Raw genomic sequence first — 21,810 nt, 5'->3', positions numbered from 1 at the left:
TGACGTGTACAAATACTATACATAAATATTGCCGTAAATGCAATATTATTTTGTTGTGTTTTCTGGTGCTTTCCATCCGCTTTTTTTATACTCAAGATAGGACAATAATATGGCTCTATATTCGTATAGTTTAAGCAAGGGGGCAGACTGTGATGGAATATTACACGGTTGTGGAACTCGCAACCGTACTGGGAATCACCGAGGCGGCCCTCCGGCAGAAAATCCGGGCGAATGAAATTCCTTCCACGAAAAAGGAAGGGAAAATCGCCATCTCGACGGCCGATTTTGAAACCTATCTGGCAAACAACCGCTGCTGGGAGTTTGAAATCCCCGAATGGTCCCTGTACCTTGCACGCAAGCGGCCGATCAGACGCCAGTTCACAAAAGTCCAGGGAGCGCTTGCCATGCTTGAACAATACGGCATATCGATTGAACAACGCACGCTAAAACGATGGATTCAAAACCGGCAAATCAAAGCCTACAATCTGGGCGGTACTTATTACATCCCGCTTGAGATTCTGCAGAAAGAATTGACATGAAGCGCGTTGGAGGGATCGAGTTGAGCCCGATTTACTGCACGATCGAGCAGCTTTCCAAGCTGTTTCGGGTGGATTATTCCTCGCTGTTGGGGATGTTGCATCGGGATGCGGCGAACCATCCGGAGGTAAAAAAATTCAACCGATACGTCTTGTCCGAGGTGGCGGCGTTGCACAAAACAACCGCGGAACCGCTCGAAATCGATCTGGACACACCGTTTCTCACTTTGTATGAAGCGCAGGCCATTTTGTCGGAACAGCTCGGCCCGATGGTCTATTCGACCGTTCTGCGGAAAGCAGCGAAAGGGGAAATTCCCGCGTTAAAATTCGGGGATACGTATCGCGTTCCGGAGCCGATTTTGCTCAGGTATCTGCAGGAAAAAAAGATCTCGTACCGCGCCCGCAACCCGCAGGCAAAACGCGATTAAAGCCGCGGCACGTCCCGCAGAAAATAATAGATTTCCTGCATCCGCTTCGATTCCCTGACGCGGGTGGCGGCAAAATGGCTCCACAGGATGTCCATCATTCTTCCCTCATCATACAGCTCACCGTTTCGGATCACCAGCGGCCTGGCAAGACGGCCGTCTTTTTTTACGATCAGCCCCAGCAGGTCGCTCGCATTCGTCTGGATGCTGCACATGCACTCCAGCAGTTCGAACAGCCCCGCTTCGTCCATCCGGCAGCCCACCACTTTGCCGGCACAAAAGATGACAGACTTCCATCCCTGCCTGCCCCGCAACAGCAGTTGCGGCTTGTCCGGCGTCAGCAAAATCAGGTCGATCCAATCGTCCGCTGCCCGCACTTGACAGACGAAATCCCGATCCCACCTGGCAGTCAGTTCCCGGATGCGATTCTTTTCGAATGTAATCCGCACAGTTTTGATCTCAATCTCATAAGCCTGGCTGCCCGGTTGACTGCTCATCCTGTCAGGCCTCCACATGCATCTGAATTTTCCATCTACTTAACTACATGTTACATCATGTTGATTTAATTAATCAATACTGTTTTTGTTCTTCCAAAGTGTGCGGGCGCCCGCGAACGCTACGGACGACAAAAGCCGCCGGAATGGAGAGCACACCGTGCAATCCGGCGTCTCGACCATCAGGCGGCTTGACCGTCTTATCTCCCACGCAGCAAACCCGTTTTGGAACTGCGTTTTTTCGTCGGAACCGATTGTTTCAATTTTTTCGGCTGCCCCTTCTTGTTGAGAAACACTCCCATCCAGATGTCGTCGTCATATCCCTTTTCCGTCTTGATCGCCCGCATCTTGCGCCCTTCTTCATGGAACCCCATTTTTTTATACAGCGCCAGTGCCGGTTTGTTGGAGCCGCGCACTCCCAGCTCCAGCCGCTCGATCCCTTGCTCGGCCGCCCAGGCAAACGCCTCCTGCAGCAACTGTTCGCCCAGCCCCTGCCCCCGATCAGCGGCGGCGATCCCCATCCAGATCGTCGCGTTGTGCCCCATCCACGGCACCATCGACCGGTCGCAACGCAGCCAGCCGCAAATATCGCCATTTGGCTTGACCGCCACCAATGTCAGGTGGTTGCTCGCCACCGTATAGTAAAACTGCTGATACAGCTGCTCGATCCCGAACGGCAGCCTGGCACCCAACATGGCCTGCCCTTCCCTGCCCACTTCCTCCATCAACTGGTACAACTTCGGAATATCATGTTCCTGCCAACGACGAATCGTCACAGAGTCACCGTTGCGCAAACTGACGGTCCGCATACCATTCCACCCTCCTGAAGTTCCTCTCTCGACTTCTATATGCGGAAGAGTGGGCTTTTGACACGCTTTTTGGCGGTCACAGAACCTGCGTGATAAATACGGTCGTCTCTTTCGCCAGATCGATTTCCCGTATGGTAGGCTCGTCCCAATTCTTTTCGAACACCCGTACGATTGGCCGCGCCGGCAGACCGGCGTGTTGTCCGACGACCACTCCGACTTCGCCGGTGCTCAGCTTCACCGATACACCGTTCGGGTAAATCGCGATGCACTTGAGAAATGCGATCACCGTTTCCAGATCGAACCGTTTTCCGGCAAACCCCATCAAAAATTCGGTCGCCTCATGCGGCAACAGCGGCTTGCCGTTCCGTCCGTTGCCGGACACAAGATTATCAAAAAAATTCGCGACTGCCACGATTTTTGCGTAGCGATGGATGTCCTCCCCTTTCAGCTTGCGCGGATACCCGGTTCCATCCACGGATTCGTGATGCTGCAGCGCCACATGCGGAATCGTGATACTGAACTCCTTGATTTTCCGCAAACGCTTGTATCCGCGCCAGGTGTGCTGCTGATCGCCCTTTTGACTTGGTGGAAGCTCCGCGTCCTCAAGCTTCTTTTCCTGTTCCGGAATCTCGCACTTTCCGATGTCATGCAAAAGCGCCCCGGTCGCCAGTTCCTGCAGTTGCCCCCGCGGCAGTCCAAGGTGCGCCCCGATCACGGTCGACAGTGTGCAGACGTTCAACGCATGCAGAAACATCGCGTTGTCTTTGGTGCGGATATCACTCAGATGCACCAGTACTTTTTGATTGCGCAGAATCTCGTCAACGATGTTCGTTGTGACGTCCGAGATCGCTTTTGCAGACATCGTTTTACCGGTCTGTACGCACTGAACCGCGGTGGAAAAGGAGGCCAACGCCTGCCGTCTGGTCTGTTCCGACACCAGTTCCTCCGCCACCACATCGGAAAACCGTTCGTCCCGGATATAGACGGCGGTCACACCCAATCGCCGCAAGGTGGACAACATGCCAACCGTCAGTTGCACACCTGTGTTCAACAACGCCAAACCGTCACTTGTATAAATGCTGCGAGCCAGGATATTTCCTGGTTCGACAAGATCGATCGGTACGTAACGCATGTTGCAAGCTCCCCTCCAAATTCCTCACTTCCCACTAAAATTCGCCAGCCGGCAAAACCACTCCTGTTGCGACAAAAAAGATGCCCTGCAGACAATCGCTGCAGGACGGTTTGCAAATCTGCGGTTTGGTTGCGGCGCACCGGATCAGACAGCCCGCAGCTCCGTATCCCCCGCTCCTTGCTGAATCGGCCGGATGCGGTTTCACACCCCATCCCTCCTGCGGTTCCGGCGGCACTTTTGTTATACAATTATGAGAAGTCTGCACGTTTTATCCTTTACAATTTCAAGACAAAAAAAGGCGAGCATTCTGCCCGCCTTCCAGCACCACTTTCAAATTGTCAAAAATGGTCGGATCGAACATCGGTCAGGCGATCGGCGTTCCGTTCGGAACGTTTTCATCCGGCTTCAACAAAATTACATCTCCTTTTTCCGGCACACCCCCCAGAACTAGGACTTCCGAATCAAATCCGGCAATCCGCCGGGGCGGAAAGTTGACGACCGCCACCACCTGCCGCCCCACCAGTTGTTCCGGCACATAGCGCCTGGTGATTTGGGCGCTGGAACGCTTGATGCCGAGCGGCCCGAAGTCGATCTGCAATTTGATGGCCGGCACGCGGGCTTCCGGAAACGGTTCCGCTTGCAAGACCGTGCCGACGCGAATATCCAACTTCAGAAAATCGTCAATCGTCGCCATGCTGATTCCCCCATACCGTTTTTTCAGACAATTCAGGTCATCCATTATACCCGATCAAACGTCCTGCTTCAAGCTGCTCCGCTGTTAAGTCAACCGCTGTTACAACATCAAAGTTTCTATAATAAAAAATAGATAAAATAGTCTGAAAGAACTATTGTCAAGGAACATTCCTGTTTCTATAATCAAATTATATTCTATCGCGATAGAAATATTTTAACTATCTTCAAAGGAGATGAGGAACGTGAGGAAAAAGCTTGCATCCGGTCTCACCGCCGGCTTGTTGGTGCTCGCGTCGGTTACGGCCGTATCGGCGCAAGGTTCACCCAAGGCCAATCCGACCGCCGCTGCCAAGAAAATTCCGGTCATCGCCGACCTCAACCAAAACAAGCTGTTTGACAACCTGGAAGAAATGCTCGCTGCGGCGCAGCCGGACGACCGTTTCCCGGTGATCGTCATGTTCAACCAGTCATTTGATGACCGGGCGTACGCAGATCTGGAAGGCAAAATCGGAGCGTTCGCGAAGAAATTCAAGTACGAGGCGGCGTTCCACGGATTTGCCGCCGATCTGACGAAGAAACAAATCGAAGTGCTGCAACAATTGCCGTTTGTCGAACAGGTGGAATACGACATGCCGGTGCAAATGACGATGAATACAGCCCGGGCCTGGTTTGGGGTGGATAAAGCAACGGCTGACTTTGGACTGGACGGCGACCGCGACGGCAATCCGACCTCTTACAGCAAAAACGATGTTGTCGTCGCCGTCATCGACACCGGAATCGACGGCAGCCACGTCGATCTGGACGGCGGCAAGATCATCGGCTGGAAAGACCTCGTCAATAACCGGACGACTCCCTACGACGACAACGGTCACGGTACTCACGTCTCCGGGATTATCGCGGGAACGGGTGAAGGCAACGCAGCGTACAAAGGAGTTGCGCCAGGCGCCGCAATGGTCGGCATCAAGGTGTTGAACGCGCAAGGCAGCGGCACGATGAGCACGGTCGACGCAGGGATCAACTGGGCGATCCAAAACAAGGACACCTATGGCATCCGGATCATCAACCTGTCGCTCGGAACCAGCGGCAGCTCCGACGGTACAGATTCCACTTCGACGGCGGTGAACAACGCATTTGCCAGCGGTATCCTGCCGGTGGTGGCAGCCGGCAATGACGGCCCGGCACGCTACACGATCGGTTCTCCCGGTGCGGCAAGAGACGCTTTAACCGTCGGGGCGTTTGCCGATGTAGGCGAGAACGGATTTTTCGTGACCGACTTCTCCAGCCGCGGGCCAACCAAGGACAACCGGATCAAACCGGACATCATGTCGCCCGGGTATAACATCACGGCACCCAAGGCCAACTCGACGAACCAATACGTCACGTACAGCGGCACTTCGATGGCGACTCCCTTTACCGCCGGTGTAGCCGCGCTGATGCTGGATGCCAACTATTCCCTGACCCCGGCCGATCTCAAAGCCAAAATCACAGGCACCGCCCAGGATTGGGGACCGGCAGGCCAAGACATCGATTACGGATACGGACGTTTGCAAGCGTACGAAGCGATCAAGTCGGCAGGCGGTTACACAGGAACCGGACCCGTTGTTCCGAACCACTCGTATTTTGCCGGCACGCTTTCGAGCAGCGGCGCCTCCAAGACCTATTCGCTCAGTGTAACATCGACCGCGTATCCGATGGCGACCACTCTGATCATCAAAAATTGGACCAGCGGTGTCTTCGGCGGTTCTCCCGATTTTGACCTGTATGTCTACGACCCGAGCGGTACCCTGGTCGGCCAATCGGAAGGAACCACACGGCAGGAGCTGGTTACCTTCAAACCGACTGTCACCGGAACCTATACAGTCAAAGTCTATTCCTACAGCGGATCGGGCGATTATTTGCTCGATGTAAGCTACAAGTAAACAAGACTCCGCAACCACCCCTGCCCGAATACCCTTCAGCCCTCGAAAACGCGGCATGCCTGGCTCTCCAGGCATGCCGCATCCCTGTCCATATGAATCCTTAATGAATCCGGTCTGATGGAGCCGGCCAGTCCGGGAGCCCGGCCCCTTTTTCAATCAGCTTCACCCGCAGTTTGTCCACCATATACGTCCCGATCATCTGGTACAGCTCATCGTGCGTCATGTCTTTGACCAGTGCCAACAGTTCGTCCCGGTTCAACTCGGACAAAATCCCCGACACGATGATCACCACATCTTCCTCGTCGCCAGTCAGTTGGTTTTTATACAGCTCATACAATTGATCGACAAACTTCATCTGAGACACCTCTGATTCTGAACCTGTCCACATTTCATTATACCGCGTTGTTTAGTAAATCTATCCGCGTGCGGAAAGGACCGATTTGCCATCAAGCCGGAAATCCAGAAAAAATTGAATGCAAGCTGCATAAATTATGAAAATGAATAAAAATTTTAGTGATCGATCGTTTTTTCTTGTAGATTCCAGTAGATTTCTGTAGGTCTTCCTTTACAATCCGTTCAAGAAACATTCACATTTTTATGTATACTAGGTTTCTGCGCAGGGGGGCTCTCGGTGATCCATTTTCATCAGGTCAACAAATATTATGGTGATTTTCATGTACTCAAAGACATCAATTTGCACGTCAAAGCAGGTGAAGTCGTAGTCGTAATCGGTCCGTCCGGCTCCGGGAAGAGTACTCTGGTGCGCTGCATCAACCGGCTGGAAACGATTTCGAGCGGCGAACTGATCGTCAACAACATCAAAGTAAACGACAAAAAAACGGATATCAACAAACTTCGCCGTGATATCGGCATGGTGTTCCAGCACTTCAATCTGTATCCGCACAAAACGGTGCTGCAAAACATTACGCTGGCACCCATGAAAGTGTTGGGGCTCTCTGAGAAAGAAGCCAACGACATCGCGATGTACTATCTGCAAAAAGTCGGAATTCCCGATAAAGCGAACGCCTACCCGTCCGAGTTGTCAGGCGGCCAGCAGCAGCGCGTGGCGATCGCCCGCGGACTGGCCATGAAACCGAAAATCATGCTGTTTGATGAACCTACGTCGGCACTTGACCCGGAAACGATCGGCGAAGTGCTGGATGTCATGAAAACACTGGCCCGCGAGGGCATGACGATGGTCGTGGTCACCCACGAAATGGGATTCGCCCGCGAAGTAGCGGATCGCATTGTGTTCATGGACCAGGGACAAATCATCGAGGAGGCAACTCCGGCTGAGTTTTTTGCGAATCCGCGTGAAGAGCGGGCTCGCCTGTTCCTCAGCCGTATTTTAAATCATTAAACCAAATCTGGGAAAGGGGAATTGTCAAATGAATGTATGGAAAAAAGTGATGGGGATTGGACTGGCAGCCACTCTGACCGTCGCAACGATGGCAGGTTGCGGTAGCAGCTCCAAACCGGGCGGAGAAGGAGAAAAGAAACCGGCCGGTGAAGCTCCGAAAGCGCAGAGCAGCACGCTCGACGCCATCAAGCAACGTGGAAAGTTCATCGCTGGCGTCAAGTACGACCTTAACCTGTTCGGCTTGAAAGACCCGGCAACCGGCAAGGTCGAAGGGTTTGATGTGGACATTGCCAAAGCTCTCGCAAAGAAAATTTTGGGTGACGAAAACAAAATCGAATTGAAAGAAGTCACCTCCAAAACCCGCATCCCGATGCTGCAAAACGGGGATATCGACGCGATTATCGCGACGATGACGATCACCGAGGAACGGAAGAAGGAAGTCGATTTCTCCGATGTCTATTTCAAGGCCGGACAATCCTTGCTGGTGAAAAAGGACAGCAAGATCAACAGCCTCCAAGACGTGAACAAAAAAGGCATCAAGGTGCTCACCGCAAAAGGCTCCACTTCCGCCAAAAACATTCGGGAGAAGGCGCCGGAAGCAACCGTACTGGAATATGAAAACTACGCGGAAGCGTTCACGGCGCTCAAAGCGGGTCAAGGCGATGCCCTGACGACCGACAACGCGCTTCTCTACGGGATGGCCAAGCAGGATCCGAATTACCGTGTGCTGGAAGGAACTTTCACAGATGAGCCCTACGGAATCGCCGTTCGCAAAGGGGACACCGAATTCGTCAAGTTTATCAACGATTTCCTGAAGGAATTAAAAAGCTCCGGCGAATATGACAAGATCTATCAGAAATGGATCGGCGAAAAACCGAAACAATAATCCTGGCAGGCAGCGGGATGAGCGACACAATCCGCTCATCCCGCTTGCTTCCAGGGTCTGAAAAGGAGCTGGATCGGCAAGATGCTTCGTTTTTCGATACTTGTTGAACACTGGCATGAATATCTGCAAGGCTTTGCCAATACGGTGGAAGCCAGTCTGATTGCTTTGGTCGGCAGCTTTGTTCTGGGCACCATTATTGCCGTATTCCGCATCGCACCCGTTCGCCCTCTGAATTGGCTGGGCACCGCTTATGTGGAATTCATCCGGAACATTCCGTTGTTGCTGATCGCCTTCCTGTTCTATATCGCCCTGCCGACAGCGGGAATCAAGCTGGATGGGTTCGTCGCCGGCACTTGGGCGCTCACCGTGTATACGGCCGCTTTTATCGCGGAGGCGATCCGGGCCGGGATTCTCTCGATACCGAAAGGGCAAACCGAAGCGGCCCGATCATCCGGGCTGACGTATCTGCAAACGATGTGGTACATCATTTTGCCGCAAGCAATCAAAATTGTGATTCCCCCGATCGGCAACCAGTTTGTCAATCTCGTAAAGAACTCGTCCATACTCGGGGTGATCGCCGGATTGGATATCATGTATTATGCAGACCTGATCTCGTCCGATACATTTGTGACATTTGACGTCTATGTGTTCGTTGCGATGTTCTATCTCGTGCTGACCGTACCGCTCAGTTGGGGTGTCCGCTATTTGGAGCGCCGACTGGCCGGAACCGCTAGGGGGTGACAACATGGACTTTGCGGGCGCTTATTCGGCAGATCACATCAAGTTCTTGTTTGAAGGATTCGGTGTCACTCTCCAGGTCGCTCTGATTTCGATCGTGCTCAGTTTTGCCATCGCGATCATGATCGGCATCCTCCGTTATGCGAAAATCCCGGTTGTTTCACAACTTCTGGGCGTTTGGGTGGAAGGGATCCGCAACCTGCCGCTCCTGCTGATCCTTTTTGTCACCCACTTCGGGCTGCCGGACGTCGGACTGAAGCTCGACAAACTGCCATCGGCGATCGTCGGATTGGTCGTTTTTGAATCGGCCATGATCTCGGAGATCGTGCGCAGCGGACTGCATTCGATCGAAAAAGGGCAAATCGAAGCGGCCCGATCATCCGGCCTGACATATCTTCAAACCATGTGGCACATCATCCTGCCGCAGGCATTGAGACGGATGGTCCCGCCGATCGTCAGCCAATTTATCTCCTTGCTGAAAGACACGTCTCTGGCTGTGATCATCGGATTGCCTGAGTTGATGAACCATGCGCAGATTATCAACGGGCACAATTTTAATTATGTGATTCCGATCTATCTGATGGTCGCCTTGATGTACTTTACCGTCAATTACGGTTTGTCGCTGATCGCCCGGCGGTTGGAAATCAGACGCATCTAGTATTCTCTGGTACAAGACAAGATCTCTTTCTTCTAGTACTATAGGAAGAAGAAAGAGATCTTTCGTATGTGGAGAAGGAGCGATTGATGGGATACCGTGTCTCAATCCTGATCGGCATTCTGCTGGCGACCGCTTTTTTGGGCGAAATGAAAGTGAATCCGTTCGGCGATTCATTTCGCTTTTCGCTCGGTATCACCGCCTTTTTCTTCGGGATGGTCTGGTTTCGTTCCGTCCCGGTCCTTTTGACCGGATTTTTTATCGGCATTTCGATCGTCTGGTTCCGTGTCGCGCTCGATCTTTTGACAGAAGATTTGCACTGGGAAAAAAGTTTTCTTATCCACTTTCCGTCCACTTTCTATTATTTTTGTTTTGCTGTTATCATTCACGCGACCAACCTTCGGGCGTCAACCGAAAAACCGTTTCGGATGGGAGTGATCGGAACTGTCGCAGATCTGACTTCCAACTTTGTGGAACTCGCTGTCCGGATGGCAGTGGGAGAAACCTATCCTTTTACATGGCGGACATTTTTCATTCTGCTGTTGTTTGGCTGTTTGCGCAGTTTCTTTGTCGTCGGCCTGTACAATATTTTCACCATCCGCCAGGTGCGTGCCCTTGGCGAAGCCCGGCAACAGGAATTGGAACGGCTGATGCTGATCAACTCGAATCTGTATGAGGAAGCGCTCTACCTCACCAAATCGATGAGCCATCTGGAAGAAATCACTCGCAAAAGTTACCAATTGTACAGACAACTGATCGACTCTAACAGCAAAGGGGCGCTCTCCGCCCTCGCCCTGCAAATTGCCCAGAACGTGCATGAGGTGAAGAAAGATTCGCAACGGATCCTTGCGGGCTTATCGAAAATCATCCACCAGGAGGAACTCGTTCCTCGATTGAAGATTCGTGATTTGTGCGGATCGGTCATACGAGCCAACAAGCAATACGCCGAGATGATAGGAAAACAGATTGCATTTTATCAGGAGTGCGAGATCAATCTGTTCACCAATCAGGTGTATGCGTTGCTCTCCGTGCTGAACAATCTCGTCGCCAATGCGGTGGAGGCGATCCCGGTCAGCGGGCGAATTGAATTGAGATGCTTTCTCGAACGGGAGGAACTTGTCTTTCACGTGCTGGATACAGGCCCAGGCATCGCTTCCGAAGACCGGGAATGGATTTTTCAGCCCGGATACACAACGAAATACGATCTGTCGGGGAATCCGTCCACCGGCATCGGTTTGTCGCATGCTTTGGAAATTGTTCGTTCCTTGAACGGAACGATGACCTTATGTGATCACCCGGAAGGCATCACCTGTTTTGAAGTGCGTATCCCAACCACGCAATTGATCAGGCAGGAGGTTCAATAAATGCGGTTGCGCTTTTTTCTGATCGAAGACGATCCGGTTACGCGCAAAATGTTGGAGCGGATCATCGCGGAAAGCGGGCTCGGGGAAGTCGTCGGGCAAGCCCAGGATGGCCTGCACGTGTCGATTGATCATCTTTACCATGTGGATGTGGTGCTGATCGACCTGCTGATGCCGGGGCGTGACGGGATCGAAACAATCAAGACGCTGCGGGAGGAGGGATTCGAGGGAAGGTTTATCATGATATCCCAAGTGGAAAACAAGGAGATGGTGGGGGAAGCGTATTTGCAGGGGGTGGACACATTCATTCACAAGCCGGTGAACCGCCTCGAAGTGCTTGCCGTCTTGCGTAGGGTGGCAGACCATTTGTCCCTGGCGAGTTCGCTCAACTCCATCCGCCAGTCGCTGCGGATGTTGGATGAAAAAGCACAGGAGCCCCCTCAGATGGAGCCCTCTCCCCCCTTGGAAAGAAAAGTGCGCCATCTTTTGCTGCAATTGGGGATCGCGGGAGAAGCGGGGGCACCCGATTTGCTGCTTATCATGCGATGGTTGTCGCAAGAAGAACAAAACGGCCGTCCGTTACGCGACCTTCCGCAGTTAAAAGAGTTATACCTGTCCGTCCTGCGCATGTCCCAAACACAAAACGAACAGGAGTTGCAAAAAGAGGCCCGCGCCATGGAGCAGCGTATTCGCCGCACGGTCCTGCAGGCGTTCTCCCATTTGGCTTCGATCGGTTTGACCGATTATGCCAATCCGATCTTTGAACATTTTGCCCCGCGCCTGTTTGATTTTCAGGAAGTCCGCCTGCGCATGCAGGAAATTGAAAACGGCGAAAAAAACACCCGCTGCCGAATCAATGTGCGTAAATTTCTGGCCGCTTTTTATATGGAAGTGAAGCAACAATAAGTTGAACGGGCGGCTACCGCTTGTCTAAAAAGGCTTCCAACCGGTAAATCGGGAGCCCTTGTGCGGCGTATTTCGCTTCATATTCGGTCATCACATTTCCTTCGAACCCGCTGTTGTGCAGGTCAAACGTAATGTTGCGAAGCCGCCAGCCCGCTTCACAAAATGTATTCAGGGAGAACTCAAACAGTTTTTGGTTGTCTGTCTTGAAATGAATCTCTCCGTCCGGCTGCAAAATGTACCGGTATTTTTCGAGAAACGGCTTGGACGTCAGTCTGCGATCCGCATGTTTTTTCTTCGGCCACGGATCGCTGAAATTCAGGTAAATGCGATCCACTTCCCGCTCCCCGAAAATCTCCAGAATATCGGTCACATCAAAACAGACAAGTGCCAGATTCGATACATTCCGCTCCACTTTCTTGTCGTGCGCCCGGATGATTACTTCCGGGAATTTTTCAATCCCGATGTAGTTGATGTCCGGATTCAGAAACGCAAGGGTCGAGATAAATTGCCCACGCCCCGTTCCCAGTTCCACATGCAGCGGAGCCGTTCGCCGGAAGTACGCCTCGTTCCATTTCCCCTTGTACCGCTGAGGTTCTTGCACAAATTCATCCTGCATCCGAAAGAAGCGGGCCCGCTTTTTTTGCTTGCCGCGCAATCTCATCCTGCTCACCTGCCATTACCATTCAGCTTTCCCATTGCCCGCCAGTCCATCCAGGCGGACAAAAAACCTGTTCCATTGTACCACGATTCGACAGAAAAAACCCCCTTGAATCGATTCAAAGGGGGAATCATTAAGCGCCCTGTTCCATCTGTACCGTGCGCAATTCCTTTATCACCTCGATAAACGGTTCCACCAATTCGGGATCGAACTGTGTGCCGGAACACCGCCGCAGTTCCTCGATCGCTTCCGGAATCGTCTTTGTCTTTTGATACGGCCGGTTGGTGGTCATCGCGTCGAAACTGTCCACCACCGTCAAAATTCGGGCAGCCAACGGAATGTCGGTGCCCGCCAGACCATCCGGGTAGCCTTTGCCGTCATACCGTTCATGATGATGGCGGATGATCGGCAGACAAGGCGCCAGTTCCCGAATCGGCTTGACGATCTCTTCACCCCAGATGACGTGCATTTTCATGATCTCCCATTCTTCGTCCGTCAGCCGCGTCTTTTTGTTGAGAATTTCGGTCGGCACTTCCACTTTGCCGATGTCATGCAGCAAAGCACCGTACCTGATAAATTTGATCTCCTCTTCCGGCAGTCCGATTTTGCGGGCCAACGCTTCCGCGTATTCCATATCCCGCTCCGTATGGCCGAACGTGTAGCGGTCCTTCGAGTTGATAATCATCAGAAACGTCTTGATCATCTGGATCAGTTCCGTTTCTGCCTGGCCAAATTGAAAATGGGACTTCAGCTCGTCAACCAGGGAAGAGTACAGCTGCACCTTGTTGCGGCTGGTGTATTTCACTTTGTACAGCGCTTCGTCGGCCAACATGATCAGGTTCTCCTTGCTGGTGGCCATGCGGGGATAGGTTGAAACGCCGACCGACACCGTGATTCGTTTTTTCGGCATATGCTCCATGCCGTAAAATGAATGTCCCGCAATCCGCGTCCGGATCGACTCAGCGATCGCCAGCGCCTCCTCCGACTCGGTCCCCGGCAGCAGAACGGCAAACTCCTCGCCGCCATACCGGCAGACCACCCCATGCTCCGGAATCTCCTTCACCAACTCCTTGGAAATCTCCTGCAACAGCTTGTCCCCTTGCGGATGACCGTACATGTCATTGTAGATCTTAAAATAATCAAGATCAAGCAGTAACAGGGACACCGTCTCCCCTTTGGCGACCATCTCATTCAGCTTCTCCTGAAAATAGCGATGGTTATACAGCCCCGTCAATTCATCCTTGATCGACAGAAAACGGAAATGATCATACATTTCGTAATAATGCCGGTATGTAATGCTGAGAAAGAGGAGGATAATGCTGAGCAGGATAACGCCGCCAAGCCCCTCCGCCTGCAGGACGATGGTCATCAGGATGCCAAAAGACACAAATGTGAAATAGATCAGAACGGACTGCTTGTGAAGTAATCGTGCAATATTCTCCAGAAGTTGTGATTCGTTTCGCAATGTCATGTAAAAGCTTACAAGTGACACATTCGTCACAAAAAACACCAATATAAACGATAAATAAGTGAACGATTTGTCCAGATGGAAATTGCCAACGATACCGCCAGCCATTTCATATGCCAATAACCCCATATAGGCTGACAAACCGACTTGGCTGGTATTAAATAACACAATCTTCCAGTCTTGAACACGATTGATTAATAAAACAACTGCGATCAACAATACGATTAGCAATGTAGGAAATTTTCCATATAATATTCCCGCAGTAAACAGTAGAGGACTAAATAATGATAAGCAGTCTCCTGTCGGAAGAATAATTCTTCGCAGCTCAAAGACGGCTGCTATTCCAGCCAGTGTAACGATCGCCACCCATTCATAGGTGCTGATTGGTCTGTAATTTAAATAAAAGACAACCGAAAATAAGGTAACACACAAAAACACATACAAATTCAGAATGTGTTTTTTATCCAAAATTGTTCTGTGAAACACCATGGTCGACACTCCCTTGCTTGGGAGATCTCCTCCTGACCATTACCTTTTGGATCCAAAGAAATACCCCGATGCTGAACACAATATCCCCCAAACTGACCAACCCCTCGCGCGGATACGGAGCATGCAGATAGAAAATGTCCCCCAGCAAATTCAGATGCGTCTGCTCCGACATGGCGATATGCTTCCCGGACTGGCCCGCCAGCAAAGCGGAAACACCGTCCGGCGCATACTGCCTGACAATTCCCACATCGACCGGCATACGGCCGTCGTTTGCCGCCATCACCAGCAAATTCATGGCAATACCCGCCAGGATGAAGTGGAAGCCAGGCTGCCGCTGGTTGAAACAAGCGAACGCCAGCAGCGCCCCGTAGCTGATGATCACGGCTGGCAGAAGAAATGATTGGTTCAGTACTATAATAGCATATTGAACGCAGAATGCAAAAACGATCAGCCAGATCCGCTTCAGTTTTGCCTCGAACAGGTCACGCAATTTCCCGCCCCTGAATACCGCCACGATGATTCCGATAACAAAACCATCTATTAACATGTTTGCACTCCCCAACATAGAAATGGCCGGGTGGCCCCGGCTTTGACATCCATATTATTAATAATTTAGAACTTAGCACCCCAACCAACAGTATAGATAGCTCCTGCACTCAATGCAAACATGGTTGCCACAACGGCAAAAGCGATCGCTTTTTTCATGTTTCCGCACCTCCTCTCTGCACATCCCCCTACGATGTGAAAAATCCCCCACTTCAAAAACCAAGATCACCGCGGATTTAATTACATTTTTCGCGGGACAATCTCTACGACAATACTACTAGCATTTCAGTACGAATCTTGTCGAACCTTGTAAGATACAATAAATTTTTTGCTTCCACACCCGAACCTCCCCCATAAAATCGTCCCGCCTGACGAACAAAGCCTCTCCGGGTCGGAGAGGCTGACATCTGGTATCCGCCTATCGAACCTGTTCTGCCAGTTGCTCCATCTCATCCAGCAGTTTCTTGAACACATCGAGCGCATCGCGGATCGGCTGCGGGGAAGTCATATCGACGCCCGCCGCCTTCAGCAGGTTGATCGAATAATCCGAGCTGCCGCTTTTCAGGAACCGGATGTAACGGTCGACCGCCGGTTTTCCTTCCCGCAAAATCTGCTGGGACAAGGCGGTGGCGGCGGAGAACCCGGTAGCGTACTTGTACACATAGAACGCGTTATAGAAATGCGGGATCCGTGCCCACTCCATGTCGATTTCCTCGTCCACCACCATGTCCGGGCCATAATAGTCGAGATTCAGTTCGCGATACATCTGGCACAGCAGTTCCGGTGTCAGCGGCTCGCCCGCTTCCACTTTTTCATGCGTCATTTTCTCGAATTCGGCAAACATCGTTTGCCGGAATACGGTACCCCTGAACGCTTCCAATTGATGATTGATCAAATACATCCGTTCCCGCGGGTCGCTCGTGGTCCGCAGCAGGTGCTCAAGCACCAGCGCCTCGTTGCAGGTGGAGGCCACTTCCGCGACAAAAATCGTATAGTCCGAATACGTAAACGGCTGGGTGGTGTTCGTGAAATAGGAATGGATCGCATGCCCCATCTCGTGTGCAAGCGTAAACATGTTGTTCATATTGTCCTGCCAGTTTAGCAAGACAAACGGATGCGTGCCATAAGGCCCCCAGGAATAGGCTCCGCTGGTTTTGCCCTGATTCTCGTGCACATCGATCCAGCGGGAATTGAACCCTTCCTGCAAAATGCTCCCGTATTCCTCGCCAAGCGGTTCCAACCCTTTGGCAACGATCCGCTTCGCTTCCTCATAGGAGATCTTGAACTCGACATCCGGCACGATCGGCGCAAACAGATCGTACATGTGCAGTTCGTCGACACCCAGCAATTTTTTGCGCAGTCTGACATACCGGTACATCTCGGGCAAGTATTCGCGAACCGTCCGAATCAGGTTGTCATACACTTCGACCGGAATGTTGTCTGCGTCCATCGCCGCATGCCGAGCCGATTCGTATTTGCGGACTTTTGCGTAGAATACGTCTTTCTTGACGCTCGCGTTGAGAATCGCGGCCAGCGTGTTTTTCTGCTGGCGGTAAGTGGCGTAGAGCGCCTCAAACGCGTCTTTTCGCACCCGCCGGTCTTTGCTTTCCAGAAACTGAATGTATCGTCCCTTGGTAAGTTCCACCTCTTCCCCATTCTCATCGCGAATGGTCGGGAACTTGATGTCCGCATTGTTTAACATGCCGAAAATCGTCCCCGGCGCATGCGCCAGTTCGCCAACCGCAGCGAGCAGTTGTTCCTCGGCGGGAGACAGCACATGTTCCTTCGTCCGCAAAATTTCCTGCAACGCAAACTGATACAACTGCAATTCCGGTTCTTCCGCCATAAATTGTTCAAGCGTTTCCGGCGGAATGGACAAAATCTCCGGAGTGACAAACGCCGTCGCACTGGATGCCTGCACGCTGAGCGTGGCGGCCCGATCGGTCAGCGCCTGGTATGTAGCGTTCGTGTTGTCCTCATCGCGCCGCATGCGGGCGTATGCGTACAGCCTGCCCATTTTTTCCGCCAGTTGGTCCTGCACCTTCAGACAATCGAGCAGATTGTGTGCCGATTCCGCCAGTTTGCCCGCAAACCCCTGAATCTTGACGATCAGGTTCCTGACTTCCTGAAAATCCTGTTCCCACTGCTCTGTGGTGGCATACATGTCCTCCAGTTTCCACTTCATCTCATCCGGTATTTCATTTCGCTTTGGCAACATGCGTGCAGCGGGTGCGGCTGACATCTGTACCATCCTCCTTGACAAGTTGCTTGCATATCATACACAGTTTTTCCAATTATACCAAAACAAACGACACCATGCCGGTCTCTAATTGTATGACGGCGGCCGCTCGTACAGAACTTGTTGCTTTCGCTCCGGTCAGCCGCTGTTGAAATTCCACTCCCGATATGTTGAAATGAACATAGCACAACAGGAGAAAAGGAGCTTCTCATGAATTACGATGCAAACGTCAGTCCGTACGAGTTGATCGGCGGCGAACCCACGATTCGCAAATTGGTCAAAGCGTTCTACGCCCGCGTCAGGAAACATCCGGACCTGGCCCCGATTTTTCCGGGGAATTGGGAAGAAACCGAGCGCAAGCAATATCTGTTTCTGACGCAGTTCCTGGGAGGTCCTCCCTTGTATTCGCAGGAGTTTGGGCATCCGATGCTGCGGGCCCGCCACCTGCCGTTCCCGGTTACGCCAAAACGGGCGCAGGCATGGCTGTCCTGCATGCAGCAAGCGCTGGACGACATCCGATTGACGGGCGAGATTCGGGAGCATATCTGGCAGCGACTGGTACAAACCGCGCATCATATGATCAATACCGATGAACCAAAAGGTACCCCCTAAACCGGCCAAGGCTTGGATCCCCAAGCCTTGTTTGCACGTTCGGTGCCTTTTCCTCTACAGCAAATGATGCAAACGTTGTTCCGCCCGCTGCATCGCTTCGATGTCCATTTGCATTGACAAAGCGGCCAGCAACCCTGCCGCAAATTCGTTCGTTTCCTTGGTCACATCCTGCCGCAACTCCCCGACCACTTGCCGGAACGCATCCAGGTAAACGGTCTTCAAGATACGCTCTGCTTCCGCCAGGTAGGCTGCCACCGGCTCCTGCAGCAGTTTCTCGATCTCGCCCCGCATCTTTGTTTTTTGGTCCCGCTCAAAGAAATCTTTCGCGTTTTTGTAGAGCGACAGCGCACCGGCAAACCGGTTCAACTCTGCACCCGGCAGAGTGTCCGGGAATTCGGGTACCGGGAACGAGCGCTTCCGGTAGGGTTGCAGTTGACACCCGGGCATGTGTTTCTGCACCGTTTCGGCCAGTTGGTCAAAAATCCGCCCGCCAGCGCGATTGACCTGATTTTCGACACGGACGGCAGTCGCCCGCATTTCCTGCCCCAAATCGAACGCCAAAAAGCGAATCAATTCCTCCAAACAGCCGGCCAGCAGTTGTTTCACGTCTTTCGCATCGTCCCGCAGCACGGACGAACTGAACCGCTCGTTAAATGCGTCATAGTAACACAAGAACACCCTTTGCTTGACATAATAAATCAGTTCGTCAATTTCCTGTTCGATCGACCGGCTTTCCGATTCGGTTTGCACCTCCTGAACAGCCCGCTCCACCTGCTGCAGCGCTTGCCGCAACGCTTCGCGTTTTTCCAGCCGCACCGATGCATCCGCTTGCGCCGTATCGATGAATTCCCTAAGCCCTGCCGCGGCCCGGCGGATATCGGCCTCCGCTGCCTGCACCGCGACCGCGGTTAATTCCTCGATCGTAAAAGCGGCAAAATCCGTCTCAAACGACCGGATGCCGGAACGCTCCACCGCCTCTGCCGGTTGCGGCAGCGATGCCCCTTCCGGCGTCCCCGTCAGTTTCCGATAAAAACGGTCGGCAGACGGTGGCAACGCCCCTTTTTCCGCCAGCCGGGCCAGCAATGCCAGTTGGCTTGAGACCGGGTAAATCCGCGGCATGGAGATTCCGCAGGCGATCAGATTGTTCCGGACATGGGAGACGACGCCCGCCAGTTCCTCCTCGTCTGCTGCCAGGTCGGCCGCGTTGACCAGAAAGAACATTTTGTCCATCTCAAACGCGTCTTTCACCCGGCCCAACTGGATCAGGAACTCGCGGTCGGCGTTCGAGAACGCATGATTGTAATAGGTAACAAACAGAATCGCATCCGCATTTTTGATATACTCAAACGCGACCTTCGTATGCCGGGCGTTGATCGAATCGGCGCCGGGCGTGTCGATCAACAAAATCCCGTTCCTTGTCAGCGGGCAATCATAGTACAGCTCGATCCATTCGACAAAGCAAGCTTTTTCTTCCCGGGCGACAAAATCCCGGAACTGCTGCATGTCGACACGAAGTTCTTGTCCCAAGCGGTCCCGGATGCCGCTCCACCCCTGCTCGACCGCTTTCAGGAAGGAAACATGCGGCTTTGCCTGAGGCGGCACCCCCACCGGATCCAATGCAGAAATTCGCTGCAGCGCCTCGGCAAAAAACGGTTGGCCGTCATCCTCCACGTCATCCTCCAGTGCGTCCCCCTGCGGTTCCGGCAGCACGATTTGATGTCCCAGCAACTGCAACGATCCTTTGATATCGGCCGCAATGTCAGACAGAGACTTGATTTTTACGCGGACGCTGCCGTGCGGCCAGTCGACGGTCGGCGGCAGAATTTTGTTGATCGTGGCCGTCGTCGGATTGGGCGACACCGGCAGCACGAGATCGCCCATCATCGCATTGGCAAACGACGACTTGCCCGCTGAAAACGCTCCAAACAGGGCAACCGTAAACAGGCTCCTTTCGAGCCGTTCGGCCCGCGCCAACATGTGGGCGGCGATCGTTTGCAACCCCGGAATGGTTGCAGTCTCGCCAGCCGCTTGCCGCAGTTTGGCCGCCGCCTGCACCAGCGACGCTTTAAAATTTCCTGGTTGCTGTTCCATCCCAGCCTCGACAGCCGCCGCAAGCTGTGCTGCCGGTTCAGCCACCTGGTGCGTGGCGGTTTGGAGCGCCTCCGAAGCAATCGGATGCATCGGCCCCGGCCCAGCTTTGACCGCCGCCACTGCCACCGGATGAGCGGATGCCGCTGCGGTTACGGCTGCCCGCCGCTCTTCCTCCAGCAGCAGCCGCAATGCGCTCCGATATTCAGCCTGTCGCCGCTTCAGTTGCTCCAGTCCTTCGGCAGCCCGCAAGTATCGGGTTGCCGCTTCCAGCTTATTTTTCAGTTCCCGTGCCCGCTCGGAAGCATCCGCTTCCGCCAGCTTGGCCGCCCGCTCGATACAATCGGCGGCAGCCCGGCGGTACATGCTCTTCACTTCTGCCGCCAGGTCCTTCGCATACTGGTACATGTATTCGCGGGATGCCAACGCGCCCTCTTTTACCCATCCGGCCAGCATCTGCTGCGTGATCTCCAGCTGCAGTCCGTACACCGAGTTGGCGTACTGTTCATCCCGAATCCCGTACCGTTCCGGAATCTTCACCAGCAGATCCTTAACATGCCAATCCAAATTCGCGGATACTTTCCCCATAAAATCGGTATGCAGCTCCTGCAGCCGCCGCTGCCGTTCCGATTCGGTTTTGCTGCCGGCAAACAACAGCCCGACGCGGAATCCCGGTTTCCGGCTTTCCAGATAGCGGCCGGCCAATTCGGTCGTCTGGTAGGGCGTCAGAATGGCATTTTCAATCAATGTCTGAAGTTCCCGCTCCATCTCGGCTTTCAGTTCCGCCGCGACCGATTCGGATTGTGCCGCCTGTTTGTTCAACTGCACCACGCGTTCCCGCAACGCATCGATCCCGGCCTCGATCCCCGCAGCCTCCGCCTCTGCCAGCACCGCCAGATACCCTTGCTTTTCCGGCTCTTTTTTTGCCGACTCCAATTGCACATGATCCTCGATCAACTGCAGGGCGGATTGCACGATGCTCCGGCGGTGCAAGGGCTCCCTATGCCCCAGCAAGCTGCGAAGCGCATCCTGCAGCGCCCCCAATTGGTTGTACGGATGCCCGCTGTCCTTTAATGTGGTGAAAAAAATCCCGTCCGGTTCAATTCCCCAAGCGGCAAACGACTCTCCTACACTCCGCTGGTACACGTAAAACGGCAGTTCCAACTCGTTATGCTTGTCGATCTGATTGACCACCAACCAGACCGGCTTGCCGCTGTCTTTCAGGGTTTTCGTAAACCTGAAGTTGACTTCCGACAGAACATGGTTGTAATCCATCACATACAATACGATGTCGGCCAGATGCAGCGCGCTTTCGGTCGCCACTCGATGTGCATCGTCGGTCGAATCGATCCCCGGCGTATCCATCAGTTGCACACGATCCGGCAAAAAACCGGCCGGGTGCTGAACCCGGATCGTTTCAATCACTTCCCCATCCGCCGCGTATTCCTGCAGTTTCGACAAATCGGCCAACGGCACGTCAAAATAAGACCCGTCCCGCCGCCATACGCGCGCCCGGGATGGGCCGTTTTCGATCGTCACGACATTTGCGCTGGTCGGAATCGGGCTGGACGGAAGCACCCGACTCCCCAACAGCCGGTTGATCATGCTCGATTTGCCGGCCGAAAAATGGCCGCAGAACGCAATGACAAACCTGTCCTGCTCGTATTTGTCGGCCAACTGCCGCAGCTTACGCGCGTTTTCCCGGTCGCCCGCTTGCGCGAAAACGGTTTCCAACTGTTTCAGCTTGTCTCCCAGATGTTGAACTCCCATAGATCAATCTCCCATATGCAACCTGT

The 21,810-nt window shown here is 53.1% G+C and carries 21 protein-coding genes; 10 read left to right on the top strand and 11 right to left on the bottom strand.

Annotated features, from left to right (window positions below):
* Positions 1–152 precede the first annotated feature (152 nt).
* Entirely contained in the window at positions 153–539 is a 387-nt protein-coding gene (locus C230_RS0113780; protein ID WP_018132633.1) for a helix-turn-helix domain-containing protein, read from the top strand.
* 20 nt (positions 540–559) lie between these two features.
* The gene (locus C230_RS0113775) at positions 560–964 is read left to right on the top strand and encodes a MerR family transcriptional regulator (RefSeq protein ID WP_040393629.1); all 405 of its coding nucleotides are present in this window, start codon (positions 560–562) and stop codon (positions 962–964) included.
* On the opposite strand, the gene C230_RS0113770 is transcribed toward C230_RS0113775, so the two are convergent.
* From C230_RS0113770 to csaA, 5 genes are all read right to left on the bottom strand, one after another.
* Positions 961–1,458, bottom strand: coding sequence for a hypothetical protein (locus C230_RS0113770; protein WP_018132631.1), 498 nt, complete (start codon positions 1,456–1,458; stop codon positions 961–963). The two genes, C230_RS0113775 and C230_RS0113770, sit on opposite strands and share 4 nt — an antisense overlap.
* Positions 1,459–1,655: 197 nt before the next feature.
* Positions 1,656–2,264: a GNAT family N-acetyltransferase gene (locus C230_RS21455; protein ID WP_018132630.1), complete on the bottom strand. Its 609-nt coding sequence runs from the start codon at positions 2,262–2,264 to the stop codon at positions 1,656–1,658.
* Positions 2,265–2,340: 76 nt separating this feature from the next.
* Positions 2,341–3,396: an HD-GYP domain-containing protein gene (locus C230_RS0113760; RefSeq protein WP_018132629.1), complete on the bottom strand. Its 1,056-nt coding sequence runs from the start codon at positions 3,394–3,396 to the stop codon at positions 2,341–2,343.
* Positions 3,397–3,430: 34 nt separating this feature from the next.
* Positions 3,431–3,601, bottom strand: coding sequence for a hypothetical protein (locus C230_RS22645; protein WP_018132628.1), 171 nt, complete (start codon positions 3,599–3,601; stop codon positions 3,431–3,433).
* Between the two features lie 159 nt (positions 3,602–3,760).
* The gene (gene csaA, locus C230_RS0113750; RefSeq protein WP_018132627.1) at positions 3,761–4,090 is read right to left on the bottom strand and encodes a chaperone CsaA; all 330 of its coding nucleotides are present in this window, start codon (positions 4,088–4,090) and stop codon (positions 3,761–3,763) included.
* Between the two features lie 241 nt (positions 4,091–4,331).
* Between csaA and C230_RS0113745 the strand changes: the two genes are divergently transcribed.
* On the top strand, positions 4,332–6,008 hold the full coding sequence (locus C230_RS0113745) for a S8 family serine peptidase (protein WP_018132626.1): 1,677 nt from the start codon (positions 4,332–4,334) through the stop codon (positions 6,006–6,008).
* A 100-nt stretch (positions 6,009–6,108) separates the two neighbouring features.
* Here the strand turns inward: C230_RS0113745 and C230_RS0113740 are convergent, their stop codons facing one another.
* Entirely contained in the window at positions 6,109–6,363 is a 255-nt protein-coding gene (locus tag C230_RS0113740; protein WP_018132625.1) for a DUF6154 family protein, read from the bottom strand.
* Positions 6,364–6,639: 276 nt separating this feature from the next.
* On the opposite strand from C230_RS0113740, the gene C230_RS0113735 reads away from it, so the two are divergent.
* The 6 genes from C230_RS0113735 (at position 6,640) to C230_RS0113710 (ending at position 11,914) form a co-directional block, all read left to right on the top strand.
* The gene (locus C230_RS0113735; protein WP_018132624.1) at positions 6,640–7,368 is read left to right on the top strand and encodes an amino acid ABC transporter ATP-binding protein; all 729 of its coding nucleotides are present in this window, start codon (positions 6,640–6,642) and stop codon (positions 7,366–7,368) included.
* 28 nt (positions 7,369–7,396) lie between these two features.
* Positions 7,397–8,254, top strand: coding sequence for an ABC transporter substrate-binding protein (locus C230_RS0113730; RefSeq protein ID WP_018132623.1), 858 nt, complete (start codon positions 7,397–7,399; stop codon positions 8,252–8,254).
* A gap of 81 nt (positions 8,255–8,335) precedes the next feature.
* Positions 8,336–8,995, top strand: coding sequence for an amino acid ABC transporter permease (locus C230_RS0113725; RefSeq protein WP_018132622.1), 660 nt, complete (start codon positions 8,336–8,338; stop codon positions 8,993–8,995).
* Between the two features lie 4 nt (positions 8,996–8,999).
* Positions 9,000–9,650, top strand: a complete 651-nt coding sequence (locus C230_RS0113720; protein ID WP_018132621.1) for an amino acid ABC transporter permease — start codon at positions 9,000–9,002, stop codon at positions 9,648–9,650.
* A gap of 86 nt (positions 9,651–9,736) precedes the next feature.
* Positions 9,737–11,011, top strand: a complete 1,275-nt coding sequence (locus C230_RS0113715; RefSeq protein ID WP_018132620.1) for a sensor histidine kinase — start codon at positions 9,737–9,739, stop codon at positions 11,009–11,011.
* Complete coding sequence (locus C230_RS0113710) at positions 11,012–11,914, top strand: response regulator (RefSeq protein ID WP_018132619.1); 903 nt, start codon at positions 11,012–11,014, stop codon at positions 11,912–11,914.
* Positions 11,915–11,927: 13 nt separating this feature from the next.
* On the opposite strand, the gene trmB is transcribed toward C230_RS0113710, so the two are convergent.
* The 4 genes from trmB to pepF all read right to left on the bottom strand — a co-directional run bounded on the left by trmB (position 11,928) and on the right by pepF (position 17,317).
* Positions 11,928–12,575, bottom strand: coding sequence for a tRNA (guanosine(46)-N7)-methyltransferase TrmB (gene trmB, locus C230_RS0113705; RefSeq protein ID WP_018132618.1), 648 nt, complete (start codon positions 12,573–12,575; stop codon positions 11,928–11,930).
* A gap of 130 nt (positions 12,576–12,705) precedes the next feature.
* Positions 12,706–14,208, bottom strand: a complete 1,503-nt coding sequence (locus C230_RS20480) for a bifunctional diguanylate cyclase/phosphohydrolase (protein WP_169332853.1) — start codon at positions 14,206–14,208, stop codon at positions 12,706–12,708.
* A 292-nt stretch (positions 14,209–14,500) separates the two neighbouring features.
* Complete coding sequence (locus tag C230_RS0113695; RefSeq protein WP_018132616.1) at positions 14,501–15,076, bottom strand: DUF5317 domain-containing protein; 576 nt, start codon at positions 15,074–15,076, stop codon at positions 14,501–14,503.
* A gap of 417 nt (positions 15,077–15,493) precedes the next feature.
* Positions 15,494–17,317 carry an oligoendopeptidase F gene (gene pepF / locus C230_RS0113685; protein ID WP_018132614.1) on the bottom strand — a complete coding sequence of 608 codons (1,824 nt, stop codon included), beginning with the start codon at positions 17,315–17,317 and terminating at the stop codon, positions 15,494–15,496.
* Between the two features lie 207 nt (positions 17,318–17,524).
* Here pepF and C230_RS0113680 point away from each other — a divergent pair, with 207 nt between their 5' ends.
* Positions 17,525–17,926, top strand: coding sequence for a globin domain-containing protein (locus C230_RS0113680; RefSeq protein ID WP_018132613.1), 402 nt, complete (start codon positions 17,525–17,527; stop codon positions 17,924–17,926).
* Positions 17,927–17,980: 54 nt separating this feature from the next.
* On the opposite strand, the gene C230_RS0113675 is transcribed toward C230_RS0113680, so the two are convergent.
* Positions 17,981–21,784, bottom strand: a complete 3,804-nt coding sequence (locus tag C230_RS0113675) for a dynamin family protein (protein ID WP_018132612.1) — start codon at positions 21,782–21,784, stop codon at positions 17,981–17,983.
* Positions 21,785–21,810: the final 26 nt, after the last annotated feature.

The sequence above is a fragment of the Effusibacillus pohliae DSM 22757 genome, from assembly GCF_000376225.1.
In the GTDB taxonomy this organism is placed as follows: Bacteria; Bacillota; Bacilli; order Tumebacillales; family Effusibacillaceae; genus Effusibacillus; species Effusibacillus pohliae.
Note: the sequence above shows the minus strand (reverse complement) of the source record. Positions and strands in the feature narration are given on the sequence as shown.

What these genes read in the sequence shown, in the direction of transcription:
- C230_RS0113780 (WP_018132633.1), top strand. Translation starts at nt 153, where the DNA reads ATGGAATATTACACGGTTGTGGAACTCGCAACCGTACTGGGAATCACC.
- C230_RS0113770 (WP_018132631.1), bottom strand. Translation starts at nt 1,458, where the DNA reads ATGAGCAGTCAACCGGGCAGCCAGGCTTATGAGATTGAGATCAAAACT.
- C230_RS21455 (WP_018132630.1), bottom strand. Translation starts at nt 2,264, where the DNA reads ATGCGGACCGTCAGTTTGCGCAACGGTGACTCTGTGACGATTCGTCGT.
- C230_RS0113760 (WP_018132629.1), bottom strand. Translation starts at nt 3,396, where the DNA reads ATGCGTTACGTACCGATCGATCTTGTCGAACCAGGAAATATCCTGGCT.
- csaA (WP_018132627.1), bottom strand. Translation starts at nt 4,090, where the DNA reads ATGGCGACGATTGACGATTTTCTGAAGTTGGATATTCGCGTCGGCACG.
- C230_RS0113740 (WP_018132625.1), bottom strand. Translation starts at nt 6,363, where the DNA reads ATGAAGTTTGTCGATCAATTGTATGAGCTGTATAAAAACCAACTGACT.
- C230_RS0113730 (WP_018132623.1), top strand. Translation starts at nt 7,397, where the DNA reads ATGAATGTATGGAAAAAAGTGATGGGGATTGGACTGGCAGCCACTCTG.
- C230_RS0113725 (WP_018132622.1), top strand. Translation starts at nt 8,336, where the DNA reads ATGCTTCGTTTTTCGATACTTGTTGAACACTGGCATGAATATCTGCAA.
- C230_RS0113720 (WP_018132621.1), top strand. Translation starts at nt 9,000, where the DNA reads ATGGACTTTGCGGGCGCTTATTCGGCAGATCACATCAAGTTCTTGTTT.
- C230_RS0113715 (WP_018132620.1), top strand. Translation starts at nt 9,737, where the DNA reads ATGGGATACCGTGTCTCAATCCTGATCGGCATTCTGCTGGCGACCGCT.
- C230_RS0113710 (WP_018132619.1), top strand. Translation starts at nt 11,012, where the DNA reads ATGCGGTTGCGCTTTTTTCTGATCGAAGACGATCCGGTTACGCGCAAA.
- trmB (WP_018132618.1), bottom strand. Translation starts at nt 12,575, where the DNA reads ATGAGATTGCGCGGCAAGCAAAAAAAGCGGGCCCGCTTCTTTCGGATG.
- C230_RS0113695 (WP_018132616.1), bottom strand. Translation starts at nt 15,076, where the DNA reads ATGTTAATAGATGGTTTTGTTATCGGAATCATCGTGGCGGTATTCAGG.
- pepF (WP_018132614.1), bottom strand. Translation starts at nt 17,317, where the DNA reads ATGTCAGCCGCACCCGCTGCACGCATGTTGCCAAAGCGAAATGAAATA.
- C230_RS0113680 (WP_018132613.1), top strand. Translation starts at nt 17,525, where the DNA reads ATGAATTACGATGCAAACGTCAGTCCGTACGAGTTGATCGGCGGCGAA.
- C230_RS0113675 (WP_018132612.1), bottom strand. Translation starts at nt 21,784, where the DNA reads ATGGGAGTTCAACATCTGGGAGACAAGCTGAAACAGTTGGAAACCGTT.